Genomic DNA, 23,690 nt, shown 5'->3' with positions numbered 1-23,690 from the left:
GCCCCTATCCCGCGATGCCGCTGAGCGTCGCCAGGCCCAGGAAGGCGAAAAAGCCCATGGAATCCGTAATCATCGTGACGAAGATGGAGGAGGCCACCGCCGGATCCTGATCCAGCCGGTCGAAGATCAGCGGCACCGCGACCCCCGCCAGTCCGGCGGTCACGATATTGGTCATCATGGCCGCCGCGATGACCATGCCCAGATGGCTGTCCTGAAAGACCAGCGATACACCGACGCCCAGCGCGATGGCGACCGTGCCGCCGTTCATTACCGCGACCTGCAACTCGCGCCGGATCGACCGCCATGTGTTGGACTGGGTAATCTGGTTGGTGGCCAGCGCCCGCACGGTCACCGCCATCGTCTGGCTGCCCGCATTGCCGCCCACGCCCGCCACGATCGGCATCAGCGTCGCCAGCGCGACCATCCGCTCGATCGTATGTTCGAACAGCGCGATGATGGTGGAGGCCAGCAGCGCGGTGAACAGGTTGGTCAGCAGCCAGCGCACCCGCGCTTTGTAACTGTCGACCACCGGCTCGTTGATGTCGCCCTCGCCCGCGCCGGACAGGCGCAATATGTCTTCGCCCGCCTCCTGGCTGATGACGTGCACGATGTCGTCGACGGTTATCATGCCCGCCAGCCGCCCGGCCGGATCGACCACGGCGGCGGAGATGAGCGCATATTTCTGGAAGCGCAGCCCGACTTCCTCCTGATCCATGTCGACCGGGATCAGCGTCTGCTCGCGCTTCATCACATCGGCCATGGCAATGCCGCGCGGACAGGTCAGCAGCCAGCTCAACTGGCACGTCCCGATCGGCCGGTGGCCCTCGTCCACGACGAACACTTCCCAGAAGTCGGTGGTCAGGTCGCTGCCGTGTTGCAGGAAGTCGATGACCTGCCCCACCGTCATATGCTCCGGCACCGCGATCAGGTCGCGCTGCATCAGGCGGCCGGCGGATTCCTCCGGGTAGGACAGGGCGCTCTCGATGGCGGCCCGGTCCTCCGGCTCCATCGCGTCGAGCACGGCCTTCTGGTCGTCCTCCTCCAGATCCTCGATGATCGCGACCGCGTCGTCGGTGTCCAGCTCGCTGGCGATGTCGGCGAGCTGTTGCGGCTCCAGCGCCTCGACGATGGCCTCGCGGACATAGTCGTTCAGTTCGGACAGCACTTCCGCGCCGACCAGGTCGCCCAGCGCCGCCGCCACCGCGCCGCGCTGTTCATTGGGGACGAGTTCGAGAAGGTCGGCGATGTCCGCGGGGTGGAGCGGCGCGACCAGTTCGCGGGCCTCCTCGTCCCGGCCCTCGTCCACCGCGTCCAGCACGGCGTTGACGAAGTCCGGCTTCAGCCGGTCGTCCTCGTCCAGCGAGCCGCCGTCCTCCATCACGATTTCGCCGTCCGCCCGCTCGTCGTCGATCGGGCCGTCGCCGTGCGAACCGGGGCGTACACTGGCCTTGTCGTCACTCATCGCCAGCTCCTTTCGCACTGCACAACGTATCCGGCCCTGCTTTTGCCCAGCTTGTGCCCAAATGCAATCATCCGGGGGCTTTCATCGACGCGGGTTAGGCGATAGGACGGCCCGCCTGTACCGGGTGCCCGCCGCCCGGACGCCAATCTTTCAGAAGGATGCCCCATGGCCGATCAGACCCTTACCCTCACGCTCGACACGGGCAATGGCACCGGCGATGTCGTGATAAAGCTGCGTGACGACCTGGCGCCCGGCCATGTCGAGCGTATCGTCAGCCTCGCGAAGGAAGGCTTTTACGATGGCGTGGTGTTCCATCGCGTGATCGACGGCTTTATGGCGCAGGGCGGCGATCCGACCGGCACCGGCATGGGCGGTTCGGAGCAGCCCGACCTCAAGGCGGAGTTCAGCGCGGAACCGCATGTGCGCGGCGTTTGCTCCATGGCGCGCGCCAGCAACCCGAACAGCGCGAACAGCCAGTTCTTCATCGTGTTCGACGACGCCACCTTCCTCGACCGCCAGTACACTGTCTGGGGTCAGGTCACGTCCGGCATGGAGCATGTCGACGCCCTGCCCAAGGGCGAGCCGCCGCGCACCCCTGGCAAGATCGTCAAGGCGACCGTCAGCGAAGGCTGACAATTGGTGACCGTCAGCGAAGGCTGAATCCAGCGTCCCTATTATCGGTAAAAACCCTCCCCGGACCTGTGCCGGGGAGGGTTTTTCGTTATCCGAGGCTTCCGGCTCAAAGAGGAATGTCGTCCCCCTCCCGCTTGCGGGAGGGGCCGGGGGTGGGCAAGCGACCGACAGGTCGCTGTCGGCGTCGAACACCGCGCGAGCCTATCCCCAACCTCTCCCGCAGGCAGCAGGGAAGGCACCCCCAAATCCCCTCCCCACACCCTAATCGCTTGACAGGGGGAAGTGCGCCCTGTCTGTTTCCCGGCCAATATCGGGGGGTGGCAACTATGGATGCAGACAGGCCGAGCGCGTCTCGCTTTACTGGGCGATGGCAGGACTATGCGCCTATTGCCTTCACCAACCTGTTGCTGATGATCGTCACGCTGGGCATCTATCGTTTCTGGGCGACGACGCGGACGCGCAAATATCTATGGGCCAACACCCATTTCATCGACGAATCGCTGGAATGGACCGGGACCGGCGTGGAACTGCTCGTCGGCTTCCTCATGGCGCTGGTCTTTTTTGGCATCCCCTTCTTCTTTCTCCAGTTTGGGGCGCAGGCGCTGGCGTTGCAGGGGCATGCCGCCATCGCGGGCCTGCTGGGCATCGCTGCCTTTCTCGTCCTGCTGATGCTGGCGGGCGTCGCGCGTTTCCGGGCGCTGCGCTACCGGCTCAGCCGCAGTTGGTGGCACGGCATCCGGGGTGGCAGCGATGACAATGGCATCGCCTATGGCTTCTCTTGGCTGTGGAAGAGCATCGTCGGCGCGCTGCCGCTCTGGCTGTTGATTCCCTGGTCGATGACATCACTGTGGAACGACCGGTGGGAGAGGATGAGCTTCGGGTCGCAGACCTTCCGGTCGGAGGCGCAGGCGGGACCGATCTACAAGCGGTTCCTGCTCTTCTACCTCCTCCCCTTCGTGATCGCGGCGGGGGCGGTCGGGGTCGCCGGGCTGTTCGCATCCGGCTTCCTGCGGCGGGACATGGACGTGACGGCGGCGATCGGCGCCATCCTCGTCCTGATCGTGGCGGTCATCGGCATCTACATCCTGCTCGGCCTGATCGCGCTGGCCTATTATGCGGCCTTCCTGCGGGAGGCGATCGGCAATCTCTCGCTGGGTGAGATCCAGTTCCAGTTCGGGGCGAAGACGGTGCAGTGGCTCAAGCTGTTCCTGGGCGATGTGCTGCTGGTCGTCGTCACGCTGGGCTTCGGGGCGCTGTTCCTCTCCTATCGCCACTGGAAATTCTTCGTCACCCATCTGGAGGCGACCGGCGAGGTCAGCCTGTCGGCGCTGGGTCAGTCGCGCACGCGCGAGCCGGGACAGGGCGAGGGGCTTCTCGACGCCTTCGACCTCGGCGCGCTCTGATCGACGGGGGCGGCATGGACGACGGCGCAGCGATCACGGGGCAGGACGGCCAACAGGGCGCCGCATGGCATTATGACGGCCGCTCCGCCACGCGCCATGCGGTGCGGGTAGCGCCCACGGGGGAGGGCTTCACCCTGTCGGGCGACGGCGTCTTCAGCGGGCCGCACCGCTGGTCGGACATTGCGGCGCTCGACGGGACGCGGGGCCGGTCGGTCTATGGGCTGAACGGGCTGGCGGGCTGGCGGCTGATCTTCGAAGGGCCGCCACCGGAGGCCTTTGCCGTGCATCTGCCGCTGCCCGCCCGCTATGGCCGGTGGGTCGATCGGTTCGGCCTGACCCGCGCCGCCATCGGCTTTACGGCGATCGCGGCGGGATTCGTCGCGCTGGTGCTCAGCGCGCCCTCCTGGATCGCGCCCTTCGTGCCCCGTTCGGTGGAGAACCGGCTGGGCGACGCGATGATCGGCGATTTCGGCGGGCGCTTCTGCCGCACGGCGGCGGGGCGGACGGCGCTGGACCGGCTCGCCACGCATCTGGGGGCGGAGGCGGCGGGCGTCCGCTCGGTCGAGGTCGCCAACATCCCCATGGTCAATGCGGTGGCGATGCCCGGCGGGCGGATCATGATCTTCGACGGGCTGCTGAAACAGGCGAAGTCCGCGGACGAGGTGGCGGGCGTGCTGGCGCATGAGATCGGCCATGTCCGCCACCGCGACACCATGGCGGCGCTGATTCGCCAGCTCGGCCTCAGCATGGTGCTGGGCGGGCTGGACGGCAATGTCGGCGCGCTCGTCTCCGGCGCATTGTCGCTCAGCTATGGCCGCGATGCGGAGCGGGCGGCGGACGTCTACGCCATCGACGCGCTGCGCACCGCCGCCATCTCACCCGATCCAATCGCCGCCTTCTTCGACCGGCTGGGCGGGGGCAAGGGCGGGGAGAAGCTGGAACGGGCGACGGGCTGGATCAGCTCGCACCCCGTCTCGGCGGATCGCAAGGCGGCGTTCCAGAACAGCAAACAGCGCGGCAAAACTTATGGCCCCGCGCTCAGCGATGCCGACTGGGCGGCGATCCGGGGCATGTGCCGCGCCGATCCGAAGGGCGCGAAGGCGAGCGGATTTTCCTGGTGAGACATGACTGACGAGACGGTTCCTGCGCACCCCCTGATTGAGATGCCCCCGCTTCAGATGCCCCCGCTTCAGATGATTGCGCGGGCGGACGGCCTGCGCCTTGCCTGCCGCTATCGGGAGGGGGCGGGACCGGCGATCGTCTTCCTGCCCGGCTATATGTCGGACATGGACGGGGGCAAGGCGTTGGCGCTCGACGCATGGGCGGCGCAGGAAGGGCGGGCGATGCTGCGCCTCGACTATGCCGGCTGCGGGGCGAGCGAGGGGGCGTTCACCGACGGCACGCTGGCCAGCTGGCGGGACGATGCGCGCTTCCTGATCGACTGTTTCGTGCCGGGCGAGGTTATATTGGTCGGGTCGTCGATGGGCGGCTGGATCGCGCTGTTGCTGGCGCGGGCGCTGGGGGCGAAGGTGCGCGGGCTGGTCGGCATCGCCGCCGCGCCGGACTTCACCCAATGGGGCTTTACCGACGACCAGAAGGCCGTCCTTCAAAGCGAGGGGCAGATCGTCGAGCCGACCGATTATGGCGACCAGCCTTATGTGACCACCCGCGCCTTCTGGGAATCGGGGCAGGCGAATCGGCTTCTCGACGCCGCCATCCCCATCGAAGCGCCCGTGCGGCTGGTGCAGGGGCAGGCCGACCCGGATGTGCCCTGGCTCACTGCGCTCACCATTGCGCGGCGGATCAGTTCAGCCGATGTACAGACGTTGCTGGTCAAGGATGGCGATCATCGCCTGTCGCGGCCGGAGGATATTGCCCTCCTCCTCCGCACCGTCGCGACCCTGCCCTGATCCCGCTTCTCCGACCGAAGAGATAGACCGCCATGTCCCTGTTCCTCGCCCTGCTTGTCGCCGCCTCGTCCGGCGTCGATCCAGAACTGGGCGCGGTGATGGGGCGTCGCCTGCCCCCCGCTGAACGGCGGCTCAAGGGGCGGGGCATCGTCACGCCCGCCATCGACCCCGCGCTGGAGGAGTGCGCCGACCTCGCCCGGCGCGACAGCGGCGCGGCGATCACCCGCGCCCACCAGTGGATCGCGCGCAGCGACGGCCCGGCCGCGCGCCAGTGCCTCGGCTTTGCGCAGGCGCAGGCGGGGCACTGGACGGAGGCGGTGGCGGCGTTCCGCGACGGCGCACGGCTGGCGGGCCGTGACGCCGCCGCTGCCGCGCGGCTGTGGGCGCAGGCGGGCAATGCCGCGCTGGCGGGGCAGGATACGGGCGGCGCGCTGACCGCGCTTGACGCCGCTCTGGCGGGGACGGCGCTGCCTGACGGGATCGAGCGGGGCGAGGCCTATCTCGACCGCGCCCGCGCCCGCGTGGCGGTGAAGGACGAGGCGGGCGCGCGCGCCGACCTCGACAACGCCATACGCCTCGCGCCGCAGGATCCGCTCATCTGGCTGTTGTCCGCGACGCTGGCCCGCCGCATGAACGATCTGCCGCTGGCCAAGCGCCATATCGCGGAGGCCGCCTCGCGCGCGGGCGATGACGCGGCGGTGGCGCTGGAGCAGGGCGTGATCGCCGCGCTGGACCAGGACGATCTGGCCGCCCGCGCCGCCTTTCACCGGGCAAAGACATTGGGCGCGGGAACGCCGGTGGCGGAGGCGGCGACCGGCTATCTCACGCAACTGGGCGATGCTCCCGTCACTGCCACGCCCGCCATGGGCAAGCCCGCCGCCACTTTGCCCGCCCGGCCCAATGCCCAGCCCCAGTCCCAGCCTCAGTCGAGGTAGAAGTCGACGGTCGTGACGACCCGCACCTTCTTATAGGGTGAATCCGCGACGCCATAATTGCCGCCCGCCGCATCGCCATCGCGCGCCTCGATGGAGAAAAATCCCTGCGTGGCGCTCTTGATCCCGCCGACAGCGGTGTCGCTGTCCTTGGCGAATTGCTCGGCGGCCTTGCGCGCGTCCATGGTCGCCTGCGCCACCATCGCCGGCTTGACGGCGTTGAGCTTGGTGAAGCTGTACACCATGCCCGACCCTTCTTGGAGCGTCACGCCGCGCCGGACGAGGTCGAACTGCCCCGCCACCGCGCGCCGGGCGCGGGCGATGTCGGTGGTGCGCAACTGCATGCGCTGGGTGATGGTGATGGTGTTGACGCCATTGTTCATGAACTGATTCACGCCCGCGCCGATCGGCGACAGGTCGCTGGGCTTGAACCCGACCCCCGCGAAATAGCCCTTGAGCGCCGCCGTATTATTCTCGATCTCCGCCCGGACGGTGGGCAGGTCGGTGCCTGTCGCGGAATAGGCGATGGTCCAGGTGGCGAGGTCGGCGGTCACGTCCCGCTCCGCCAGTCCGCGCACGGTCACAGACCGGTCGGCGGCCTTTGCCCGTTTCAGCCCGTCGCCGAGCAGATAGCCGCCCGTCACCATTCCAAACGCCAGGAGGGCGGCACTGCCGATCGCCACCTTGCCCGCGCCCTCTTGCCAGATCGCCATGCTGTCATCCTCCCTCACCTGCGGTTCGGGGAGAACGCGCGGGCAGGGGAGGCTCTAGGACATCATGGTTGAACCGTGCATGAATTACGATGAACGGTTCGAGGCGCTACTGTCCCTCAGAACAGCGGCGCGACGCCATAATATTGGTACAGCGCCTTGGTATAGGCCTCGTCGAATTGCGGTTCGCGGCTGAGTTCGTAGCGGGGCGCATCCTCCAGCTGCTTCTTGTCGAGCGCGACGACATAGCCGCCTTTGTCGAGGTCGTAGCTCAACATGCGCCAGGGCAGCGGATAATGCTCATGGCCGATGCCCAGAAAACCGCCAAAGGACAGGACGGCGCATTCCACCTGCCCGTCGCGCTTGCCGATCAGCAGGCGGCTGATGCTGCCCAGCCGCTCGCCTTCGGGGTTGTAGACCGCCGTGCCTTCCACCCGGTCCGATGCGATGACCGATGATCGGTCGTATGTGCCGGTGTCTGCCATGATCCTGATCCTTCTCCTGTGCCGGCCATCGTCCGGCGACGGCCCGTCGCATCAAGAACCCGCCGCGCACCGCCGCGTTCCGCCACCCGCAGGGGCCCGCAGGCACCCGCAGGGAACCAGCCGGACGAAACGGTCGGCGACAGGGACGAACGGAAACGCCGGCTTCTGTGCAGCGCGCGGCACTGGTGTAGGGTGGCGTGGTCGTCGCAACGCTTTTCCGGTGAAAGGCCATGCGGACGACGGCAAGGGGATGGAACCGGCGCAATGCCTCCCGCGTTCAATGCCGAAACGACCGATCCTTATACAGGACCGGATTCGGCGGATTTTGGAGGTCATGATGGCACAGCAGGAAACCCATATCTCGACCGACCGCGCGCGGGCCGGATCGACGCCGCATATTGTCCGCTATGTGCTGGGCATATCGCTGGCCCTTGCAATAGTCGCGATGGCCCTCATCTTGGGCGTTCAATAGGATCTGGCCGGCTTGACGATGGGGATGCTGGATCGCGCGCAGGCCGAAGGCCGCACAGACAGGCCGCAAGGCGACATGCACCATGGGTCGCCGCGACTCCGGGTCGTGCCCCGGTCGGCAGGGTGAGGGGAAGAGAATGACGGCCGCAATGGCGCATGACGACCACGGGTACGACCCGGAGTCGATCATGCCGGACATTCCCGAACTCGCCGAGGATCGTGTCCAGCTGAGCGATACGGAGTTCAAGGCGCAATTGACGGCCATCGTGCCGCATCTGCGCGCCTTTGGCCGCTCGCTGTCGGGCAACCGCGACCTGGCCGACGATCTGGTGCAGGAAACCCTGCTCAAGGCATGGGCCGCGCGCTCCCGCTTTCAGGCGGGCACCAATATGCGCGCCTGGACCTTCATCATCCTGCGCAACCATTATCTCTCGCAGGTGCGCCGCAACCGTTTTCGCGGCGAATGGGACGATCTGACCGCCGACCGCATATTGGCCGCGCCCGCCAGTCAGGACCGGCATATCGACCTGACCGACCTGCAACGCGCGCTTCAGGAATTACCCCAGCCCCAGCGGGAGGCGCTGATCCTCGTCGGCGCGGGCGGCTTTGCCTATGAGGAAGCGGCGGAAATCTGCGGCGTCGCGGTGGGCACGATCAAGAGCCGGGTTGCGCGTGGCCGCACCGCGCTGGAGGCGATCCTCGAACAGGGCGCTCTTCCGGCGCGCTCGACCCATCATAACAGCGCAGAGGGTGTGCTAACCGAGATCATGGACGAAGTGGACCGGCTCAGCGAAGGCCGCTGATCGCCGGTTGTCGGTCCAGTCTTCGGGCCGAGCCGGTGTTCGGGTCGGTCTTCGGGATTGCGCCGCGTCTGCCGTCAGGCTCCAGCCGCCCGCACCCCATTTCGTCAGGGCGCGGTCTTGCGGTCCAGTTCCTGCAACAGGCTCATGAAATCGTCGCTGTCGCCACCCGGCGCAAAGGCCCGGCGCAACGCCACGCCCACGCCGTCCGAGCGGGCGGGCGATACGACTTCACGATAGCGCGATCCGTTCATGCCGTTCCTTTCTTCTGGGGACTTATGGTTGCGATATTCCATCATGCAGACAATAACGGCGGGAAAATGCCAAAGTTGCGTTGTTAAGCCGCGACTTGCGACGAATGGACAGGGTGTCGGCTATGGATGGGGTTATGACAGGATTGACCGATGCGCTGGACCGTGCCGGGGCGAACAGCGGCTATCTGGCGCGCCAGATGGAGGTGTTTCCCGACATTGTGGCGCTGCTGGCCGACGGCGCGATAGACGTCGCCTGGGACCGGGCGGCGCTGGTCGGGGAGGGCGAGCCGGTCGGCCGGGCGCTGCGCCTTGAAAAGCGGGCGCGGGGCCTCGTCATCGCTATTGCCGATCTGGCCGGGGCATGGCCGTTGGAAACCGTCACCGCGCGTCTGTCCGCCTTTGCCGACGCCGCGCTGGACCGGGCCATCGCGACCGCCTTTCAGGAACGCTACCCGGATGCGGAGCCGCGCGGCTTTGCGGTGCTGGCGCTGGGCAAGCATGGCTCGGCGGAACTCAACTACAGCTCCGACATCGACCCCATATTGCTGTTCGACCCGACCACCCTGCCGCACAGCACGCGGGAGGAGCCGGTGGAGGCCGCCGTGCGGCTGGGTCGCCGCGTCGTCTCGCTGATGAACGATGTGACGGCGGACGGCTATGTCTTTCGCGTCGACCTGCGCCTGCGCCCCTCGCCGGAGGCCACGCCCATCGTGCTGCCGGTGGAGGCGGCGATCAGCTATTATGAATCGACCGCCATGGGGTGGGAGCAGGCCGCGTTCATCCGCGCCCGCGCGGCGGCGGGGGACCGGGCGCTGGGCCAGATGTTCCTCACCGCTATCCGCCCCTTCGTCTGGCGGCGCAGCCTCGATTTCGGGGCGGTGTCCGGCATCGGTGAGATCACCCGCCGCATCCGCGACCATTATGCGCAGGGCCAGCGGCTGGGAGCGGGCTACGACCTGAAGCGCGGTCGCGGTGGCATCCGCGAGGTGGAGTTTTTCGCGCAGATCCACCAACTCATCCATGGTGGCCGCGACCCGTCGCTGCGCGCGCCCGCGACGCTGGATGCGCTGGCGGCGCTGACCGCGGCGGGCATCGTGGCGGGTGAGACGACGGCTGTGCTGGGCGCCGCCTATCGCGAATATCGCACCATCGAGCATCGGCTCCAGATGGTGAACGACCTTCAGACGCACAGTCTGCCGACCTCGCCCGAATCGCTCGACACCGTCGCGCGCCTCGCGGGGCTGGCCGATGGCGACGCGCTGGTCGCGGAACTGGCCCCCCATATCGAGCGGGTCGGCACCCTTTACGACGGACTGGTCGCGGCCAGCGGCGGCGACAAGAACGATCATCTGTCGCGCAGTCCCGACGCGCTGGCCGAGCAACTGGCGGAGATGGGCTTTGCCGATCCCGCCCCCGCGCTCGCCCGCATTGCGGAGTGGCGGGAAGGCAACGCCCGTGTCCTGCGCTCACCCCCGGCGCGGGAGGCGCTGGAGGACATGCTGCCCGAAGTGATGCGCGCCATCGCAAAGGCGCCCGATCCCGCCGCCACCGTGCTGCGCCTCGACGCGCTGCTGCGCGGCCTGCCATCGGCGATCAACATCTTCCGCCTGCTGTCGGCCCGGCCCGGCCTCGCCCAGATCCTCGTGGAGATATTGAGTCATGCACCGACTCTGGCGGAGGCGCTGGGGCGACAGGCGTCGCTGCTCGACGGGCTGATCGACGCCAGCGCTTTCGACCCCATGCCGCCCATCGCGCAACTCATCGCGGACTTCGGGCATCAGGAGGCCGGAGAGGGTTATGAGGCGCTGCTCGACAGCGTGCGCAAGAAGGTGGGCGAGCGCCGCTTTGCATTGGGCGTGCAGATCGTGCGCGGGGCCAGCGATCCCATAGAGGCGGCGGCGGGCTATGGCCGGGTCGCGGGCGCCGCGATCGAGGTGCTGGCCGCCGCGACCGTCGCGGAGTTCGAGCGGACGCATGGCCGCATCCCCGGCGGCGAACTGGTCATCCTCGCGCTCGGCCGGCTCGGCGGCGGGTTGCTCACCCACGCCTCCGACCTTGACCTCATCTTCCTGTTCACCGGTGATTTCGCGGCGGAATCGGACGGCGCAAAGCCGCTGGGCGCGACCCAATATTTCAACCGTCTGGCGCAGCGGGTCGGCAACGCCCTGTCCGTCGCCACGGCGGCGGGGCCGCTGTACGAGGTGGACACCCGGTTGCGCCCGTCCGGCGCGCAGGGCCTGCTGTGCGTCAGCTACGACAGTTTCGCCCGCTATCAGGCGGAATCGGCCTGGGCGTGGGAGCATCTGGCTCTGACCCGCGCCCGCCCGGTCTTTGGCTCGGCTGCGGCGCGCGGGGCGTTGCAGGACATCGTGACCCACACCCTCCGGGCGGAGCGGGACACCGCCGAACTGGCCCGTGCCGCCGTGAAGATGCGCGGCGACATTGCCACGCACAAGCGGCCCAAGGGCGATCTGGACGTCAAGCTGCTGCCCGGCGGTCTGGTCGACATCGAATTTCTGGTCCATGTCACGCAATTCCGCACCGGGCAGGGTTTCGCGCCGGACCTGCGGGACGCGATTGCGACGCTGACGGATGCGGGCCATCTGCCCGCCACCATCCTGCCCGCGCACGACCTGATGATCCGCTATCTGGTCGTCGCGCGGCTGGTGACGCCGGGGTCGGAGGAGCCTGCGGCGGAGACACGGCCTCTCGTCGCGCGCGCCTGCGGGGCGAAGGATTGGGCCGATCTGCTTGCGCAAATCGCGGCGGCGCGGCAGAGCGTCGGCGCCGCATGGGGCGGGATTGCAAAGGAGTTTGGCGATGCTGACGACCGGGGATAGCCTGCCACCTGTGACGCTGGCCGGATCGGACGGCGCGCCTATCGCGCTCGCCGACCATGCGGGCAAACCGCTCGTCGTCTATTTCTATCCCAAGGCGGACACGCCGGGATGCACCAACGAGGCGCTGGATTTCAGCGCGCTTCAGGGGGATTTCGACGCCCTCGGCGTGCCGGTGATCGGCGTGTCGAAGGATACCCCCGCAAAGCTCGCCAAATTCGCGGCCAAGCATGGCCTGACCGTCACCCTCGCCTCCGACGGCGATGGCGCGGTGTGCGAGGCGTTCGGGACATGGATCGAAAAGAAGCTGTATGGCCGGGCATATATGGGCATTGCCCGTGCCACTTTCCTGTTCGACGCGGTCGGCACGGCGGTGCGCGTCTGGCCATCGGTGAAGGTGAAGGGGCACGCGGCGGAGGTGCTCGAGGCGGCGCGGGCGCTTGGCTGAACCCGCCTTGCCCCCCACCGCTCTCCCATCCGTCGCATCCGCCTGCCACGCCGTCCTGACCACCGCGCAGCCGCGCGCCAAGTTGATGCTGGCACGCCATGTGTCACGCGCATGGCGGGCGGGGCGGCTGGATCATCGTTTCGATAGGGCGATGCCGGACGTGCCCGCACGGCCTGACGCCCCGGAACTGTTGCCGCCCAACCGTATGCCCCGGCGCAGCAGCGGCGGGGGGGAGAAGGGGCGGGTCGCCCTGCTCCACGCGCTCGCCCATATCGAATTTTCCGCCATCGACCTGGCGTTCGACCTGATCGGGCGATTCGGGGACGGGTTGCCGCGCGATTTCGTCGATGACTGGATGCGGGTCGGCGCGGAGGAGGCGATGCACTTCGCGCTGGTCGACCGGCGGCTGCGCCAGTTGGGCAGCCATTATGGCGCGCTGCCCGCGCATGACGGGTTGTGGGATGCCGCGCATGACACGCGCGACGATCTCGCCGCCCGCCTCGCCGTAGTGCCGCTGGTGCTGGAGGCGCGGGCGCTGGACGTGACGCCGCAGATGATCGCGCGGCTGGCACAGGCCGGTGACAGCATTTCGTCCCGCATCCTGACGCGCATCGCCAGCGATGAAGTGGGGCATGTCGCGGCGGGTGTGAAGTGGTTCGAAACGGTGGCGAATCTCCGGGGATTCGCGCCGGCGTTAACCTTTCAGTATCTTGTCCAGTGCCACTTTCGCGGCACGGTTAAGCCTCCGTTCAACGACTCGGCGCGTCGACAGGCCGGTTTAACCCAGGAATATTATGCGGCACTTGCCCATTAACCGTTTGTCCGCTGAACAGTGCAACCAACAGCACGCAGAGGCTGTGGGGATGGGTCCCGGGCGGGACGGGACTGGTAACGCGGGGATCGCATGACTGTTTCGAACTATAAGAACGAAGAGCGTCGCACTGTGTTCCATCAAATCGGACTTGGTTTTGGCCGCATGGTCGCCGCCGGTCTGCTCTGTGTGATGACCATGGGCGCCACCGCTGCGCAGGCCGCGCCGGGCGATGCCCAATTCTCCTCCCTCTTCAGCGCCTGGACGAAACTGGACGGCCCCGCCGCCAGCGCCCGCCAGACCGCCGCCGTCCCCTCGCGCAAGCCGGTCGACGACATCCGGCTAACCAGCAACTTTGGCGTCCGCAACGATCCCTTCAACGGCAACCACCGCATGCATCAGGGCATCGACATCCCCGGTGCCATCGGCACCCCCATCTATGCGACGGCGGACGGCATCGTCTCACGCGCGCAGTGGGTCGGCGGCTATGGCAATCTGGTCGAGGTCAGCCATGGCAACGGTCTCCAGACCCGCTATGGCCATATGTCGAAGCTGATCGCGCAGCCCAACCAGCGCGTCGTGCGCGGCCAGTTGATCGGCCTGATGGGGTCGACCGGCCGTTCCACGGGCAGCCACCTCCATTATGAAGTGCGCATCGCCGGTTCCGCCGTGAACCCGATCCCCTATCTGGAAGGCACCAATTACGAGCTGGCGCTGAACGCCGCCAGGACGCACATCGCCATGGGCGGTCCCGAAGCGCGCGGCCGCGGCGACAACGACTGATCCTTCTCCTCTGACAGTTCCGATGTGCGGAACAGGAAAGGCGGCGGCACTGGGGTGCTTGCCGCCTTTGTCGTTGATCCCTATCTTATGCCCATGTCCCTCGACTCCCCCAGCCTCGCTCCCGACCGGGTTCTTCTGTCCGCCGCCGCCGCCGCGCGCGTGGCCTATATCGCGGACCGGCAGAAGAAGCCCGCCATCCTGCGCCTGTCGGTGGAGGGCGGCGGCTGTTCCGGCTTCCAGTATCGCTTTGGCCTGGACGAGGCCGTCGATGCGGAGGATGCGGCGGTGGAGCTGGACGGGGTGACGCTGGTCGTCGACCCGATGAGCCTCGACCTGGTGCGCGGCGGCATGGTGGACTATGTCGAGAATCTGGGTGGGGCGGCGTTCAAGGTGGTCAATCCCAACGCCACCGCCGGATGCGGATGCGGATCGAGCTTCTCGGTCTGAATGGTCCGGGGCGGCACGGTACGCCGCATGATCCCACCTGCGACGCAGTGACATAGGGACATTTTGCCCTTCTGCGGCGCTCACTCACGCTAACCCGCTAACCCGCTTCCCCATCCGCGCCGCACGCGCGGAACGGATCATGTCTTTCGTTTCCGCATTTTCCCGGCCAGCAGACGATACCATCTGCGTCGAAAATGCTCTAGGCAGCCTCCATGCGGATCGCGACATTCAACATCAACGGCATCAAGGCGCGCCTGCCGCGCCTCGTCGAATGGCTGGAGGAAACCCGGCCGGACGTCGCGTGCCTTCAGGAAATCAAGACGGCGGACGAGGGCTTCCCCGCCGATGTGCTGGAAAAGGCGGGCTATGGCGCGATCTGGCATGGGCAGAAGGGGTTCAACGGCGTCGCCATCCTCGCCCGCGGGCAGGTTCCGGTGGAGACGGCGCGCGGCCTGACCGGCGAGCCGGAGGACGAGCATAGCCGCTATCTGGAGGCGGATGTGAACGGCGTCCGCATCGCGTCCATCTACCTGCCCAACGGCAACCCGCAGCCCGGCCCGAAATTCGACTATAAATTGCGCTGGATGCGGCGGTTGCGCGCCCGCGCCGCCGAAATCTGGGCGACGGAGCAGCCCGCCGTGCTGGCTGGCGACTATAATGTCATTCCCTTCGACCGCGACGTGTGGAAGCCCGCCGCCATGGCCAGCGATGCGCTGATGCAGCCGGAAAGCCGTGCCGCCTATCGTACCCTGCTGGGTGACGGCTGGACCGATGCGCTGGCCAGCCGTCATCCGGCCGGCGGCGTGTGGACCTTCTGGGATTATCAGGCGGGCGCGTGGCAGCGCGACATGGGCTTTCGCATCGACCATCTCCTCCTGTCCCCCACCGCCGCCGACCGGCTGGTCGACGCACAGGTGGACAAGCCCTATCGCGGCCGGGAAAAGGCCAGCGACCATGCTCCGGTCTGGGTCGAACTCACCGACGGGTGACGCCCGCCTTCCGGGACAGACGAGGCGTAAAGGCGCCCCGTCCGCCATTCTGACGAAAGTCAGGAGCCTGTTCCGTGCCACTTTTCGAAGGCAGGGCGGAGGGCCGATTCCCTCAACTGGTTGAACCTGTGACAGTGCTGGCACCAGCCTCTCACGCCTCGTTATTGCGAGCGGAGCGAACCAATCCATAGGATGGCGCAATGGATGGTTGGGTTTCGCCCGCCTTCGGCTCGCACCACTCGCAATGGCGAAGCGCCATCACCCAGCGCCAAAGCCCCGCGCCTAGCGTCCCCCCGCCACCTCCACCGCCAGCGCATCGGCGATCACCCGCATGCCCGCGCTGTTGGGGTGCCAGGGCGATCCGTCCGTGCCACCGGTCCGCGCGCCCACCGCCCATGGTTCCGCATCGCACGGGCTGTGGCCGCGTGAGAGCCGGTCCATGGGGATCAGGCCCGCGCCGCTGTCGCGCGCGACCCGTGCCGTGACCTCCGCCAGCCGCTCCCCGATGGTGCGGATCGCGGCGGCGTTGGCCGGGGCCAGCGGCGCGGCCGGGCAGTCCCGGTCGGGGACCAGCGTGACATATTGGACGAAGATCAGCCGGGCGCGGGGCGCGCGCGCCGCGACCTGTGCGGCGATGGCGCGCAGGCTCGTCTCCAGCTTGCCATAGTCCGCGTCCGTCGGCAGGCGCAGCGTGGGGCAGGCGCGCGGGGCGCTGCCCGGCGGTGCCCAGCCCTTGGCCGGGTCGCAACCCGCCGCGAACAGATTGCCGACATAGAAAAGGTCGTTGCCGCCGATGGTCAGGGTGACGAGGGCGGTGTCGGCGGTCACGCCGTCGATCTGCGGCGCGATTTCGCGCCACGCGCCCAGGATATGATCGGTCGTTGCGCCCCCGCAACTGCGATCCTCCAGCCGCAGGCCGAGCCGCGTCGCCAACAGGGTGGCATAGTTGAGCGCGCTCTGGCCGCATCGCTTCGCCGCACCGGGCTTGTCGGGCGCGATGCCCGACCCGGCGGCAAAGCTGCTGCCCATCGCCACATAATGCGCGCCGGGGGGCAGTGCGGCGCGGGACGGGCGATGCGGCGTCCCGGCGCAGGACGCCAGCGCCAGCATCGCCCCGATCATGCCCAACGCCCCGGCTGCCTTGCGTCCCATCATCCCCGTCCTGCCTTTGCCTGTCCCGTCTATGGGCGGCACTGTAACGGGGGACGGGACGGGTGCAAGGGGGGCGGACGGGCGCTCCCGGATCGCCCGCTGCGGTTCGACAGACGGGCTATGGCGATGCCGGGAGTTCCCGCTTTCCCTCGATGGGAAAAGGCTCTGGCAGGCACGCCATAACCGGGCGGGAAAAGGGCGTGCCGGAAAGAGGCTTTCCGGTGCGGCGGGGACTATGTCCAGCGGCGCCATTCCGTTCTGGGGAGCGTACCCGTCCTCCCCTTTCATGATACCGATGCCTGTCGCCACCAGTCCGGCCGCCCATCGCGATGGCGCGCCAAGCGGAGCGGGGCAATCGTCACGATGACGGACAGGCGACAACCTCGACCATCCGCCTTCCGAATCGCGGTGCTATCCCTTCACCACCAGCGGATGGTCCAGCCGGACATCGTCCAGCAACCGCTCGATCAGCGCATTTTCCTGCGCGTTGCCGACCGGTGCGACCGACCAGTTGCAATGGGGATGGGTGGCCGGGTCGTACAGCCGGACCGGCCCGATCGCCTGCCGCCATCGGCGGCGGCTGCCGCCCGCCTTTCGGATCAGGGCGGCGATCAACAGGTCGAGAATCTGGCTGACGGTCATGCCGCGACCCTTGCCGCGAAAAGGATGCGGCTGACAAGAGGGGCAGGCTGTTCAGGGGAGGGCGGGCCGTTCAGGCCCCCCGCCACGCCACCGTCAGTTCCTCGCGAAAGGCGAAACGGACCAGGTGCCGCACCACCACATCCTGCAACGGCGGCATGTCCGTCGCCACCGGCGCGGTCAGGGTCAGGATCAGCCGCCCTTCCTCCGCATCCATATGGCAATTGCCGATGGAGAAGGGGATGTCCCCCGTCTCCGGCGTGAAGCTGACCGGCAGCTTGTGCGCGAAATGCTTGGCCAGTTGCTGGAGGTAGCGGCTCGCCTTGTCCGTGGGGATTTCGGCGATGCTGTGGGTCGCGTTGGGGGCCGCATTGGGGGCGGCATCAGGGGTGCCGCCGGGGGCGACGTCGGGCGTGGGGGTGTCTGTCGGGTTGTCGGTGCTCACCGGCTTTTCTCCACGATACGGGCGGCTTCGTCGATGGCGGCGGCGATGGCGTCGGCGGCGGCTTCATCCACCGGGCCGTCGCGAAAGCGCAACCGCATGGCGAGTTTCAGATTCTCCATCGCGCGGATCACCGGGGCGGGGACGCCCGGCCGGCCGGCCGCTCCGGCGGAGCGGGCGAGGAGGGCGTCGGCGGCGGCCCGGTTGGCGTCGAGGAAGGCCGTGCCCTCGGCGGTCACGCTATGGCGTTTGCGCGCGCCGTCCGATGGCTCGATCGCGGTATAGCCCATGTCCTCCAGCCAGCTCAGCGTCGGGTAGATGACGCCGGGGCTGGGCGAATAGCTGCCGCCAAACCGTTCCTCGATGCCTTTGATAAGCTCATAGCCATGGGCGGGTTGTTCCGCGAGCAGGGCGAGGACGAGGAGGCGCAGTTCGCCATAGTCGAACAGGCGTCCGCGACGGCCACCGCCGCGCCCTCCGCGTTCCGCGTCGCCCGCGAAGCCCTCGGCCATGCGGTGGCCAAAGCCGCGTCCGCCGCCGCGATGATGATGGTGATGATCCTCGCCCCGGCGATGACCGAAGAGAGAGTGATCGGTGAAATGGCGGCCCATGCCGCGGCCCCAATGGGCGTCTTTGCAGTTTCTCATGACGCCGATATAAATCTCGATATATCGGATTTCAAGATATATCGAAAAATATTCCGTAACAACTTTTCAAAACGGCCTTTCGGTTGGTCATCCTGCAATTGTCCCACGCAAAAAAACCCCGCGCCACTGGGGCGCGGGGGTTTTGCAACCGCTCCGTCGGCGGGCTTCAGAAGGGGAGGATCTTGCCCTTCTCGGAGAATTTCATGTAGCCGGCGTTGATACCCAGCCGCCATCCCACGCCCAGACGGATGGGGATCAGCACGATGTCGCCCTTGCGTAGGTAGGTCGCGGTGAACCCACCGATGACATAGGCGGCGCCCTCGGCTCCGGGGAATCGGCTGAACAATTGCTGGGTGTCGAACAGGTTATAGACCAGCACGAACACCTTGGACGCATTGCCGCCCACGTCGAACCCGACCGATGGGCCGGTCCAGTACACCTTGCGCTCACCCTCGATCTTGTGACTCAGCGTGCCGGAGCCATAGCGCAGGCCGACGATGATCGCGCCCGACGCCTCGCGCCCACCGATATAGCCGATCGGTTGGCCCTGATCCTTCAGAATCTTCTCGATCATCGCGGCCAGCCCTTCGGCGCCCTTGCCGAACACGCCCTCCGCACCCGCGATCACATCGTCCTTCTGGTAACCGCTGGTCGCCGCGCTCTGCGGCAGGTTGGTCGACGAGGTATAGCTGTCGGTCGCTGGATCGACCGGTGCGGGAGTGGGCGTGTAGGTCGCCCCGGTCCCTGTCCCCGTCACGGGGGCGCTCGACGATGGCGGCGTGACATCGCCCGCAGGCGGCACGGGCGCCAGATCGGCGTCGATGGCGCTGTTGGGATCGACGGTGCGAACCTGCGCCAGCGCGCCGCCGCCGGGCAGGGCCATCAGCGACAGCGCGACCACCGCCAATGCCCGCGCGACCGCGCCTTGGCCGATGGTTCGAAATATCCGGTCCGCTCGAACCATGGCAATCCTCATCCTGCGTCCCCCGACGGCTCGCTCATCAGCGGTTGCGCAACCCGCGCACACAGCCGGTTCTATCCGGCCCATGCGATGAAGCGACAATGAATGAACGACGACCCGAATCTATTTCGCGCCAGACCGAATCGCGGGGTCACATTGTCGGCCGCGATCAGGCGGAGTTGTCGGGCAGGTCGTTCAGGGCGTTGATCGCGGCATGGACCCGCGCTTCCGCCTCCGCACGGGGCAGGCCCGCAGGAATGGTCTCGCCGATGCGATAGCGGATGATACCCGGATAGCGCAGGAAGCCACGCGGATTGATCGCGCCGCTCTCCACCGCGATCGGCACCACCGGCATCTTGAGGATCACATACAGGCCCGCAAAGCCGGACTTGAGCGGCGGCGCTTCGCCATGGGGCACCCGCGTCCCCTCCGGGAACAGGCACAGCGACCGTCCTGCTGCGATCCCCGCCTGCGCCTGCGCCCGCAACTGCCGCAGCGCCGATGCGCCCGCGTCCCGGTCCACCGCCAGCAGGCCATAAGCTCGCGCCAGCCGCCCCCAGCCGAAAATCTCCAACAGTTCCTTCTTCGCAGCGATCACCGGTCGGTTCAGCAGATGGGGCAGGTCCATCGTCTCGAACATGGATTCATGCTTGAGGACATAGAAGGACGGCACGGTGGGCAACTGACCCTCCATCACCACCTTCTGCCCGCAGATCCAGCGCGCCATGAAACGGTGCGACTTCGACCATGTCACGGCGATCCACAGGAACAGTCGCCGGTTCAGCGGCATGGCGACATAGGCCAGCACCAGCCATGGTACGGTGAAGCCGAAGAAGATGATGAAGAAGAGCGTCGACCGGACGATGGCGATGAATTTGTGCATGTGACGATCAGATTCCCGCAAGGCCGGCGATGCGGCGCAGCGCATATTTGTGAAATTCCCGCAGCAATATCCGCAGGCTGGGTTGGGTCGGCACGCTGTCCGATACGATGTGGACATCGGCGGGCATCTGCCGCTCCAGCTCATAGCGCGCGCGGCGCATATGCCAGTCGGCGGTGATGAGGCGGACGGAGCGATAGCCGCGCTTGCGAATCCAGGCCGCCGTTTCGATCGCGTTGGACCGGGTGTCGATGGCCTCATGACCCAGGTCCACCTGCGCGCGCATGGTCTTCATCGGGATATGATAGGTGCGACTGATCGAAAATTTGCCCGCGTCCCGGTCCACGCCGGAAATCAGCAGCCGCTCTGCCCGGCCCCGTTTCAATAGCGCGGCGCCCCGCTCGATCCGCCCCGCCGACCCGGTCAGCACGACGATGGCGTCGGTGCGCTCCTCCTTCGCGGCGGGGGGCAGCAGCGTGGCGAACAGCGCGAACGCGCCCATCCAGACCAGCAGGATCAGGGACAGCAGGCGCAGGATCATGGGGATATGCTCATCGCGGACGACTCACAACGACCGGCTCAGCGCGGATTGCAGCGTCAGCCGCGCCGCAAACCAGGCGACGCCGATGAAGGCGATCGGCAGGATAGGCAGGACGACCCATCCCCACCAGGGCAGGGCGATGCTGCCCATCAGGTCGCCCGCCAGCAACCGGATCGACCGGCCGACCAGCAAGATGACCGCCCCGGCGGCAACCAGCCCGACGATGGACCCGAAACTGATGTCCCGCGTCATGCGGCGCTGGAACAGGCGCATGACCTGCCCGTCGGTCGCGCCCAGCATGTGCATGACCTCGATCGTGCCGCGATGCGTCGCATGCGCGCCGCGCGCCGCCAGCACCACGACAAAGCTGGTCGCGACCGCCATCAACGCCACGATGGCCAGCGCGATCCAGCCGATGGTGCGGACCAGTGCGGCGACCGGCGCGATATAGGCGGCATGCGGCTCCACCCGTGCTTCGGGCGTGATGGCCGCGACGGCCTCTGCGACCTTGGCGCGCGTTGCGTCGCCCGCCTGCCCCTCGACGGACAGGTCCACGTCGATCAGCGCGGGGATCGGTATTTCCGCAGCGGCGGCATCCGCGCCCAGCCAGGGTTCGAGCTGGCGCACCAGTTCCTCCTGTGGCGCGACGGTAACGCGCCCCACGCCGGGCAGGCGCGCGATGGCGGACCGGATGCGCGGCACTAGAGCGTCGCGGCGCGCGGCGTCTGCCTCTGTCACCTGGATGGTCAGGCGGTTGGCGACCGCATCGCGCATCCCCGCCGCGCCCTCGCCCAGCGCTATACCCGCCGCGCAGGCCAGCACGGTCAGGAAGATCATGATCGCCACGATCCAGGGCATCGGCCCCGCCAGCCGCCCCTGGGGCAACAGCCGGTCGTTGGCGCTGCCCTTCGGGATGACGCTGTCCATGGTCGGCGCGCTCACCATTTCGGCAGGTCCGGTGCGGCGGGCGCACGCGGGGGATAGCGCAATGCGCCGGTGGGATCGACCAGCTTGCCCTCGTCCAGCCGCATCATCCGCGCATTGGCGACCTTGCCCAGCAGATTGAAATCATGGGTGGCGACGACGATGGTCGTGCCCAGCTTGTTCAGCGCCTCGAACAGGGTGATGAGGCGGTTGGCCATTTCCATGTCGACGTTGCCGGTGGGTTCGTCCGCGACCAGCAGTTCGGGTCGACCGATCACTGCACGGGCGATGGCGACCCGCTGCTGCTCCCCGCCGGACAGGGTGGCAGGCAGGGCATGGGCGCGGTCGGTCAGCCCGACCCAGTGCAGCATTTCCTCAACCGGCGTCTTCAACTGCGCGTCGGACACGCCCGCGATGCGTAGCGGCAGCGCGACATTGTCATAGGCGGACAGGTGCGGCACCAGCCGGAAGTCCTGGAACACCACCCCGATCCGCCGCCGGAATCCGGGCAAACGGGTGCGCGCCATGGTCACGATGTCGGTGCCGAACAGATGGATCGCCCCCCGGCTGGGCCTTTGCGCGAGGTATAACAATTTGAGCAGCGAGGTCTTGCCCGCGCCCGATGCCCCGGTCAGGAAATAGAAGCTGCCCTGCTCCAACGAGAAATTGAGGTCGGACAGCGTTTCCCCGCCGAAACCATAGCGCAGGCCGACATTTTCGAACTGGACGATCGCCGTCATCGTCGACCCGTTGGCCCCTGTGCTGCTATGCCGGGCGCGCGCCACGGGCGCCGGTCAGCGCCCTCCATGGCACAGGCGACCCGTCCCCGTAAAGCCGCGCCCGCCGCCGAGTCGCGAAACCGTCAGGCCGGATCATTAACCCTACTTGCCCTTGGGGCTAAAGCCGTGTTTATGGACGGCAGAATGATCCTGACCTGTCCCAGTTGTGCAACGCGCTACGTCGTCCCGGATAGCGCCATCGGGCATGAGGGCCGCCGGGTCCGCTGCGCCTCGTGCAAACATAGCTGGTTCCAGGAGGGCGCGCCCTTGGCCGCCCGGCCGGATGCGGACTCTGTGCCCGCCGCGCCGGTCGCCCAGCCACAATCTCAGCCCCAGCCTTCTCCATCGCCATCTGTTCCGGCGGAAGCGCCCGCTCCCGTTACGCCTGTTGCGAGTGCACCGGTTGCGGAAACGCCCGCAAATCGATCTGCGGAAGCCGTGGTCGACGCCCCACCCGTCCCGCCAGTGGCGGCGCCAGAGGCGGTCGCCCCCACTTCGCCCCCGGCCAGTCCGGTCGCGTCGACCTATGCCGATCCGGCGGATGCCTATGCCTATGCGGAGTATGAGGCGGAGCCTGTGGTGCGTCCACGGCGCAAGCCGCGGCGTAATCCGGCACGCTACTGGACGATCGGGGCGATTCTGTTCGCGCTGCTGACGGCGGTGGCGGGCGGCGCGCTCTGGCATTTCGGCCCGCCGGGATGGGCGGTCAGCCTCGGCCTCGCCGCCAATCGCGAACAGCCGCAACTGCTCTTCTACCTTCCCAAAGAACCGGAACGGCGCAAGTTGCCCACGGGCGAGGAATATTTCGCGTTCAGCGGCCGCATCGTGAACAGCGCCGATCAGGAACTGCCCGTGCCGCCCATCGTCGTGGAACTGCGTGACGCGCAGGGGCGGCTGGTGTTCAGCTGGATCACGAAGGCGGACAAGGCCCGGCTCAAGCCCAACGAGGAAGCGCGCGTGTCGGAAAGTCGTCTCGACATTCCCAAGAACGCCCGCAACCTGTCGCTCAAGTTCGTGGACGACAGCGCCAACTGAACTTTCGGTCGTTCGGCAGTGGACGCCATTGTTTATCGCATATCGGGGCGCCGGGACCGCCCATTCCCGCCATCGTTGCGATTGGTGCCATCATTGCGCAGAGAAATTTCACCATGGCTTGCACAAGCGCCTGCCCTCGTCTAGGGCACGGCCTTCCTGGCATGCGGAGCGGTGGCCGAGTGGTCGAAGGCGCTCGCCTGGAAAGTGAGTATACGTCAAAAGCGTATCCAGGGTTCGAATCCCTGCCGCTCCGCCATTTCCCCTTATTACCCGGCTGCCGGGCGCCGCTCGGCGCAGGCGCTGGCTCATCCGGGG

Annotated in this window: 27 protein-coding genes, 1 tRNA gene and 1 pseudogene; 16 read left to right on the top strand and 13 right to left on the bottom strand. The window is 67.5% G+C overall.

Annotated elements, in window-relative coordinates; translation table 11 throughout:
- Nucleotides 1–4: 4 nt before the first annotated feature.
- On the bottom strand, nt 5–1,378 hold the full coding sequence (gene mgtE / locus LWE61_RS00270; protein WP_234148563.1) for a magnesium transporter: 1,374 nt from the start codon (nt 1,376–1,378) through the stop codon (nt 5–7).
- A 249-nt stretch (nt 1,379–1,627) separates the two neighbouring features.
- Between mgtE and LWE61_RS00265 the strand changes: the two genes are divergently transcribed.
- The 5 genes from LWE61_RS00265 to LWE61_RS00245 all read left to right on the top strand — a co-directional run bounded on the left by LWE61_RS00265 (nt 1,628) and on the right by LWE61_RS00245 (nt 6,343).
- Nucleotides 1,628–2,095, top strand: a complete 468-nt coding sequence (locus LWE61_RS00265; protein WP_234147691.1) for a peptidylprolyl isomerase — start codon at nt 1,628–1,630, stop codon at nt 2,093–2,095.
- 326 nt (nt 2,096–2,421) lie between these two features.
- Complete coding sequence (locus LWE61_RS00260) at nt 2,422–3,498, top strand: YjgN family protein (RefSeq protein WP_234147689.1); 1,077 nt, start codon at nt 2,422–2,424, stop codon at nt 3,496–3,498.
- Between the two features lie 14 nt (nt 3,499–3,512).
- A complete protein-coding gene (locus LWE61_RS00255) occupies nt 3,513–4,619 on the top strand; it encodes a M48 family metallopeptidase (protein ID WP_234147688.1) in 1,107 nt (368 codons plus the stop codon).
- Between the two features lie 57 nt (nt 4,620–4,676).
- Nucleotides 4,677–5,408 (top strand): alpha/beta fold hydrolase, encoded by a 732-nt coding sequence (locus tag LWE61_RS00250; RefSeq protein ID WP_234148562.1) that lies wholly within the window; start codon nt 4,677–4,679, stop codon nt 5,406–5,408.
- A gap of 32 nt (nt 5,409–5,440) precedes the next feature.
- Nucleotides 5,441–6,343 carry a tetratricopeptide repeat protein gene (locus LWE61_RS00245; RefSeq protein ID WP_234147687.1) on the top strand — a complete coding sequence of 301 codons (903 nt, stop codon included), beginning with the start codon at nt 5,441–5,443 and terminating at the stop codon, nt 6,341–6,343.
- On the opposite strand, the gene LWE61_RS00240 is transcribed toward LWE61_RS00245, so the two are convergent.
- Both LWE61_RS00240 and LWE61_RS00235 read right to left on the bottom strand, forming a co-directional pair.
- Nucleotides 6,331–7,053 (bottom strand): SIMPL domain-containing protein, encoded by a 723-nt coding sequence (locus LWE61_RS00240; protein ID WP_234147685.1) that lies wholly within the window; start codon nt 7,051–7,053, stop codon nt 6,331–6,333. The two genes, LWE61_RS00245 and LWE61_RS00240, sit on opposite strands and share 13 nt — an antisense overlap.
- 116 nt (nt 7,054–7,169) lie before the next feature.
- A complete protein-coding gene (locus LWE61_RS00235) occupies nt 7,170–7,535 on the bottom strand; it encodes a PRC-barrel domain-containing protein (protein ID WP_234147684.1) in 366 nt (121 codons plus the stop codon).
- A 337-nt stretch (nt 7,536–7,872) separates the two neighbouring features.
- Here LWE61_RS00235 and LWE61_RS20530 point away from each other — a divergent pair, with 337 nt between their 5' ends.
- Together LWE61_RS20530 and LWE61_RS00230 are read left to right on the top strand one after the other, a co-directional pair.
- Entirely contained in the window at nt 7,873–8,007 is a 135-nt protein-coding gene (locus LWE61_RS20530) for a hypothetical protein (protein ID WP_267961535.1), read from the top strand.
- A gap of 187 nt (nt 8,008–8,194) precedes the next feature.
- Entirely contained in the window at nt 8,195–8,809 is a 615-nt protein-coding gene (locus tag LWE61_RS00230; protein ID WP_234148561.1) for a sigma-70 family RNA polymerase sigma factor, read from the top strand.
- Between the two features lie 104 nt (nt 8,810–8,913).
- Here LWE61_RS00230 and LWE61_RS00225 read toward each other — a convergent pair whose 3' ends face one another.
- Nucleotides 8,914–9,060 carry a hypothetical protein gene (locus LWE61_RS00225; RefSeq protein ID WP_234147682.1) on the bottom strand — a complete coding sequence of 49 codons (147 nt, stop codon included), beginning with the start codon at nt 9,058–9,060 and terminating at the stop codon, nt 8,914–8,916.
- Between the two features lie 134 nt (nt 9,061–9,194).
- On the opposite strand from LWE61_RS00225, the gene LWE61_RS00220 reads away from it, so the two are divergent.
- From LWE61_RS00220 to xth, 6 genes are all read left to right on the top strand, one after another.
- Nucleotides 9,195–11,900, top strand: a complete 2,706-nt coding sequence (locus tag LWE61_RS00220; RefSeq protein WP_234147681.1) for a bifunctional [glutamine synthetase] adenylyltransferase/[glutamine synthetase]-adenylyl-L-tyrosine phosphorylase — start codon at nt 9,195–9,197, stop codon at nt 11,898–11,900.
- Complete coding sequence (locus LWE61_RS00215) at nt 11,881–12,345, top strand: peroxiredoxin (RefSeq protein WP_234147679.1); 465 nt, start codon at nt 11,881–11,883, stop codon at nt 12,343–12,345. The genes LWE61_RS00220 and LWE61_RS00215 overlap by 20 nt, the downstream gene beginning before the upstream one ends.
- Complete coding sequence (locus LWE61_RS00210) at nt 12,338–13,159, top strand: ferritin-like domain-containing protein (RefSeq protein ID WP_267961534.1); 822 nt, start codon at nt 12,338–12,340, stop codon at nt 13,157–13,159. The genes LWE61_RS00215 and LWE61_RS00210 overlap by 8 nt, the downstream gene beginning before the upstream one ends.
- A gap of 162 nt (nt 13,160–13,321) precedes the next feature.
- Complete coding sequence (locus LWE61_RS00205) at nt 13,322–13,939, top strand: M23 family metallopeptidase (protein WP_407696180.1); 618 nt, start codon at nt 13,322–13,324, stop codon at nt 13,937–13,939.
- A gap of 93 nt (nt 13,940–14,032) precedes the next feature.
- Nucleotides 14,033–14,386 (top strand): iron-sulfur cluster insertion protein ErpA, encoded by a 354-nt coding sequence (gene erpA, locus LWE61_RS00200; RefSeq protein WP_234148559.1) that lies wholly within the window; start codon nt 14,033–14,035, stop codon nt 14,384–14,386.
- A gap of 212 nt (nt 14,387–14,598) precedes the next feature.
- Nucleotides 14,599–15,375: an exodeoxyribonuclease III gene (gene xth / locus LWE61_RS00195; protein ID WP_234147675.1), complete on the top strand. Its 777-nt coding sequence runs from the start codon at nt 14,599–14,601 to the stop codon at nt 15,373–15,375.
- A gap of 282 nt (nt 15,376–15,657) precedes the next feature.
- Here the strand turns inward: xth and LWE61_RS00190 are convergent, their stop codons facing one another.
- From LWE61_RS00190 to ftsE, 9 genes are all read right to left on the bottom strand, one after another.
- Nucleotides 15,658–16,527: an SGNH/GDSL hydrolase family protein gene (locus LWE61_RS00190; RefSeq protein ID WP_234147673.1), complete on the bottom strand. Its 870-nt coding sequence runs from the start codon at nt 16,525–16,527 to the stop codon at nt 15,658–15,660.
- Between the two features lie 411 nt (nt 16,528–16,938).
- Complete coding sequence (locus LWE61_RS00185; RefSeq protein ID WP_234147671.1) at nt 16,939–17,169, bottom strand: hypothetical protein; 231 nt, start codon at nt 17,167–17,169, stop codon at nt 16,939–16,941.
- A gap of 70 nt (nt 17,170–17,239) precedes the next feature.
- Nucleotides 17,240–17,611 carry a DUF2218 domain-containing protein gene (locus LWE61_RS00180; protein WP_234147668.1) on the bottom strand — a complete coding sequence of 124 codons (372 nt, stop codon included), beginning with the start codon at nt 17,609–17,611 and terminating at the stop codon, nt 17,240–17,242.
- The gene (locus LWE61_RS00175) at nt 17,608–18,219 is read right to left on the bottom strand and encodes a PadR family transcriptional regulator (RefSeq protein WP_234147666.1); all 612 of its coding nucleotides are present in this window, start codon (nt 18,217–18,219) and stop codon (nt 17,608–17,610) included. The genes LWE61_RS00180 and LWE61_RS00175 overlap by 4 nt, the downstream gene beginning before the upstream one ends.
- A gap of 202 nt (nt 18,220–18,421) precedes the next feature.
- Nucleotides 18,422–19,219 (bottom strand): DUF1134 domain-containing protein, encoded by a 798-nt coding sequence (locus tag LWE61_RS00170; RefSeq protein ID WP_234147664.1) that lies wholly within the window; start codon nt 19,217–19,219, stop codon nt 18,422–18,424.
- A 166-nt stretch (nt 19,220–19,385) separates the two neighbouring features.
- Nucleotides 19,386–20,099 (bottom strand): lysophospholipid acyltransferase family protein, encoded by a 714-nt coding sequence (locus LWE61_RS00165; RefSeq protein WP_234147657.1) that lies wholly within the window; start codon nt 20,097–20,099, stop codon nt 19,386–19,388.
- 7 nt (nt 20,100–20,106) lie between these two features.
- Entirely contained in the window at nt 20,107–20,637 is a 531-nt protein-coding gene (locus LWE61_RS00160) for a YdcF family protein (RefSeq protein WP_234147655.1), read from the bottom strand.
- Nucleotides 20,638–20,661: 24 nt separating this feature from the next.
- Complete coding sequence (locus LWE61_RS00155) at nt 20,662–21,582, bottom strand: cell division protein FtsX (protein WP_234147653.1); 921 nt, start codon at nt 21,580–21,582, stop codon at nt 20,662–20,664.
- Nucleotides 21,576–22,301: a cell division ATP-binding protein FtsE gene (gene ftsE / locus LWE61_RS00150; protein WP_234147650.1), complete on the bottom strand. Its 726-nt coding sequence runs from the start codon at nt 22,299–22,301 to the stop codon at nt 21,576–21,578. The genes LWE61_RS00155 and ftsE overlap by 7 nt, the downstream gene beginning before the upstream one ends.
- A gap of 27 nt (nt 22,302–22,328) precedes the next feature.
- On the opposite strand from ftsE, the pseudogene LWE61_RS20720 reads away from it, so the two are divergent.
- The 3 genes and pseudogenes from LWE61_RS20720 to LWE61_RS00140 form a co-directional block, all read left to right on the top strand.
- Nucleotides 22,329–22,580, top strand: a pseudogene (locus LWE61_RS20720) (MJ0042-type zinc finger domain-containing protein); the annotation flags it as partial.
- A 198-nt stretch (nt 22,581–22,778) separates the two neighbouring features.
- A complete protein-coding gene (locus LWE61_RS00145; protein ID WP_326490597.1) occupies nt 22,779–23,375 on the top strand; it encodes a thioredoxin in 597 nt (198 codons plus the stop codon).
- A gap of 165 nt (nt 23,376–23,540) precedes the next feature.
- Nucleotides 23,541–23,631, top strand: a tRNA-Ser gene (locus tag LWE61_RS00140).
- Nucleotides 23,632–23,690: the final 59 nt, after the last annotated feature.

This window comes from Sphingobium sufflavum (genome assembly GCF_021403115.1).
In the GTDB taxonomy this organism is placed as follows: Bacteria; Pseudomonadota; Alphaproteobacteria; order Sphingomonadales; family Sphingomonadaceae; genus Sphingobium; species Sphingobium sufflavum.
The sequence above is the reverse complement of the archived record's forward strand: the minus strand, read 5'-3'. Positions and strand labels throughout refer to the sequence as shown.

What these genes read in the sequence shown, in the direction of transcription:
- LWE61_RS00265 (WP_234147691.1), top strand. Translation starts at nt 1,628, where the DNA reads ATGGCCGATCAGACCCTTACCCTCACGCTCGACACGGGCAATGGCACC.
- LWE61_RS00165 (WP_234147657.1), bottom strand. Translation starts at nt 20,099, where the DNA reads ATGCACAAATTCATCGCCATCGTCCGGTCGACGCTCTTCTTCATCATC.
- erpA (WP_234148559.1), top strand. Translation starts at nt 14,033, where the DNA reads ATGTCCCTCGACTCCCCCAGCCTCGCTCCCGACCGGGTTCTTCTGTCC.
- LWE61_RS00260 (WP_234147689.1), top strand. Translation starts at nt 2,422, where the DNA reads ATGGATGCAGACAGGCCGAGCGCGTCTCGCTTTACTGGGCGATGGCAG.
- LWE61_RS00245 (WP_234147687.1), top strand. Translation starts at nt 5,441, where the DNA reads ATGTCCCTGTTCCTCGCCCTGCTTGTCGCCGCCTCGTCCGGCGTCGAT.
- LWE61_RS00235 (WP_234147684.1), bottom strand. Translation starts at nt 7,535, where the DNA reads ATGGCAGACACCGGCACATACGACCGATCATCGGTCATCGCATCGGAC.
- LWE61_RS00160 (WP_234147655.1), bottom strand. Translation starts at nt 20,637, where the DNA reads ATGATCCTGCGCCTGCTGTCCCTGATCCTGCTGGTCTGGATGGGCGCG.
- ftsE (WP_234147650.1), bottom strand. Translation starts at nt 22,301, where the DNA reads ATGACGGCGATCGTCCAGTTCGAAAATGTCGGCCTGCGCTATGGTTTC.
- LWE61_RS00185 (WP_234147671.1), bottom strand. Translation starts at nt 17,169, where the DNA reads ATGACCGTCAGCCAGATTCTCGACCTGTTGATCGCCGCCCTGATCCGA.
- LWE61_RS20530 (WP_267961535.1), top strand. Translation starts at nt 7,873, where the DNA reads ATGGCACAGCAGGAAACCCATATCTCGACCGACCGCGCGCGGGCCGGA.
- LWE61_RS00225 (WP_234147682.1), bottom strand. Translation starts at nt 9,060, where the DNA reads ATGAACGGATCGCGCTATCGTGAAGTCGTATCGCCCGCCCGCTCGGAC.
- mgtE (WP_234148563.1), bottom strand. Translation starts at nt 1,378, where the DNA reads ATGGAGGACGGCGGCTCGCTGGACGAGGACGACCGGCTGAAGCCGGAC.
- xth (WP_234147675.1), top strand. Translation starts at nt 14,599, where the DNA reads ATGCGGATCGCGACATTCAACATCAACGGCATCAAGGCGCGCCTGCCG.
- LWE61_RS00170 (WP_234147664.1), bottom strand. Translation starts at nt 19,219, where the DNA reads ATGGTTCGAGCGGACCGGATATTTCGAACCATCGGCCAAGGCGCGGTC.
- LWE61_RS00240 (WP_234147685.1), bottom strand. Translation starts at nt 7,053, where the DNA reads ATGGCGATCTGGCAAGAGGGCGCGGGCAAGGTGGCGATCGGCAGTGCC.
- LWE61_RS00250 (WP_234148562.1), top strand. Translation starts at nt 4,677, where the DNA reads ATGCCCCCGCTTCAGATGATTGCGCGGGCGGACGGCCTGCGCCTTGCC.
- LWE61_RS00175 (WP_234147666.1), bottom strand. Translation starts at nt 18,219, where the DNA reads ATGGGCCGCCATTTCACCGATCACTCTCTCTTCGGTCATCGCCGGGGC.
- LWE61_RS00155 (WP_234147653.1), bottom strand. Translation starts at nt 21,582, where the DNA reads ATGGTGAGCGCGCCGACCATGGACAGCGTCATCCCGAAGGGCAGCGCC.
- LWE61_RS00205 (WP_407696180.1), top strand. Translation starts at nt 13,322, where the DNA reads ATGGTCGCCGCCGGTCTGCTCTGTGTGATGACCATGGGCGCCACCGCT.
- LWE61_RS00255 (WP_234147688.1), top strand. Translation starts at nt 3,513, where the DNA reads ATGGACGACGGCGCAGCGATCACGGGGCAGGACGGCCAACAGGGCGCC.
- LWE61_RS00190 (WP_234147673.1), bottom strand. Translation starts at nt 16,527, where the DNA reads ATGGGACGCAAGGCAGCCGGGGCGTTGGGCATGATCGGGGCGATGCTG.
- LWE61_RS00215 (WP_234147679.1), top strand. Translation starts at nt 11,881, where the DNA reads ATGCTGACGACCGGGGATAGCCTGCCACCTGTGACGCTGGCCGGATCG.
- LWE61_RS00220 (WP_234147681.1), top strand. Translation starts at nt 9,195, where the DNA reads ATGACAGGATTGACCGATGCGCTGGACCGTGCCGGGGCGAACAGCGGC.
- LWE61_RS00230 (WP_234148561.1), top strand. Translation starts at nt 8,195, where the DNA reads ATGCCGGACATTCCCGAACTCGCCGAGGATCGTGTCCAGCTGAGCGAT.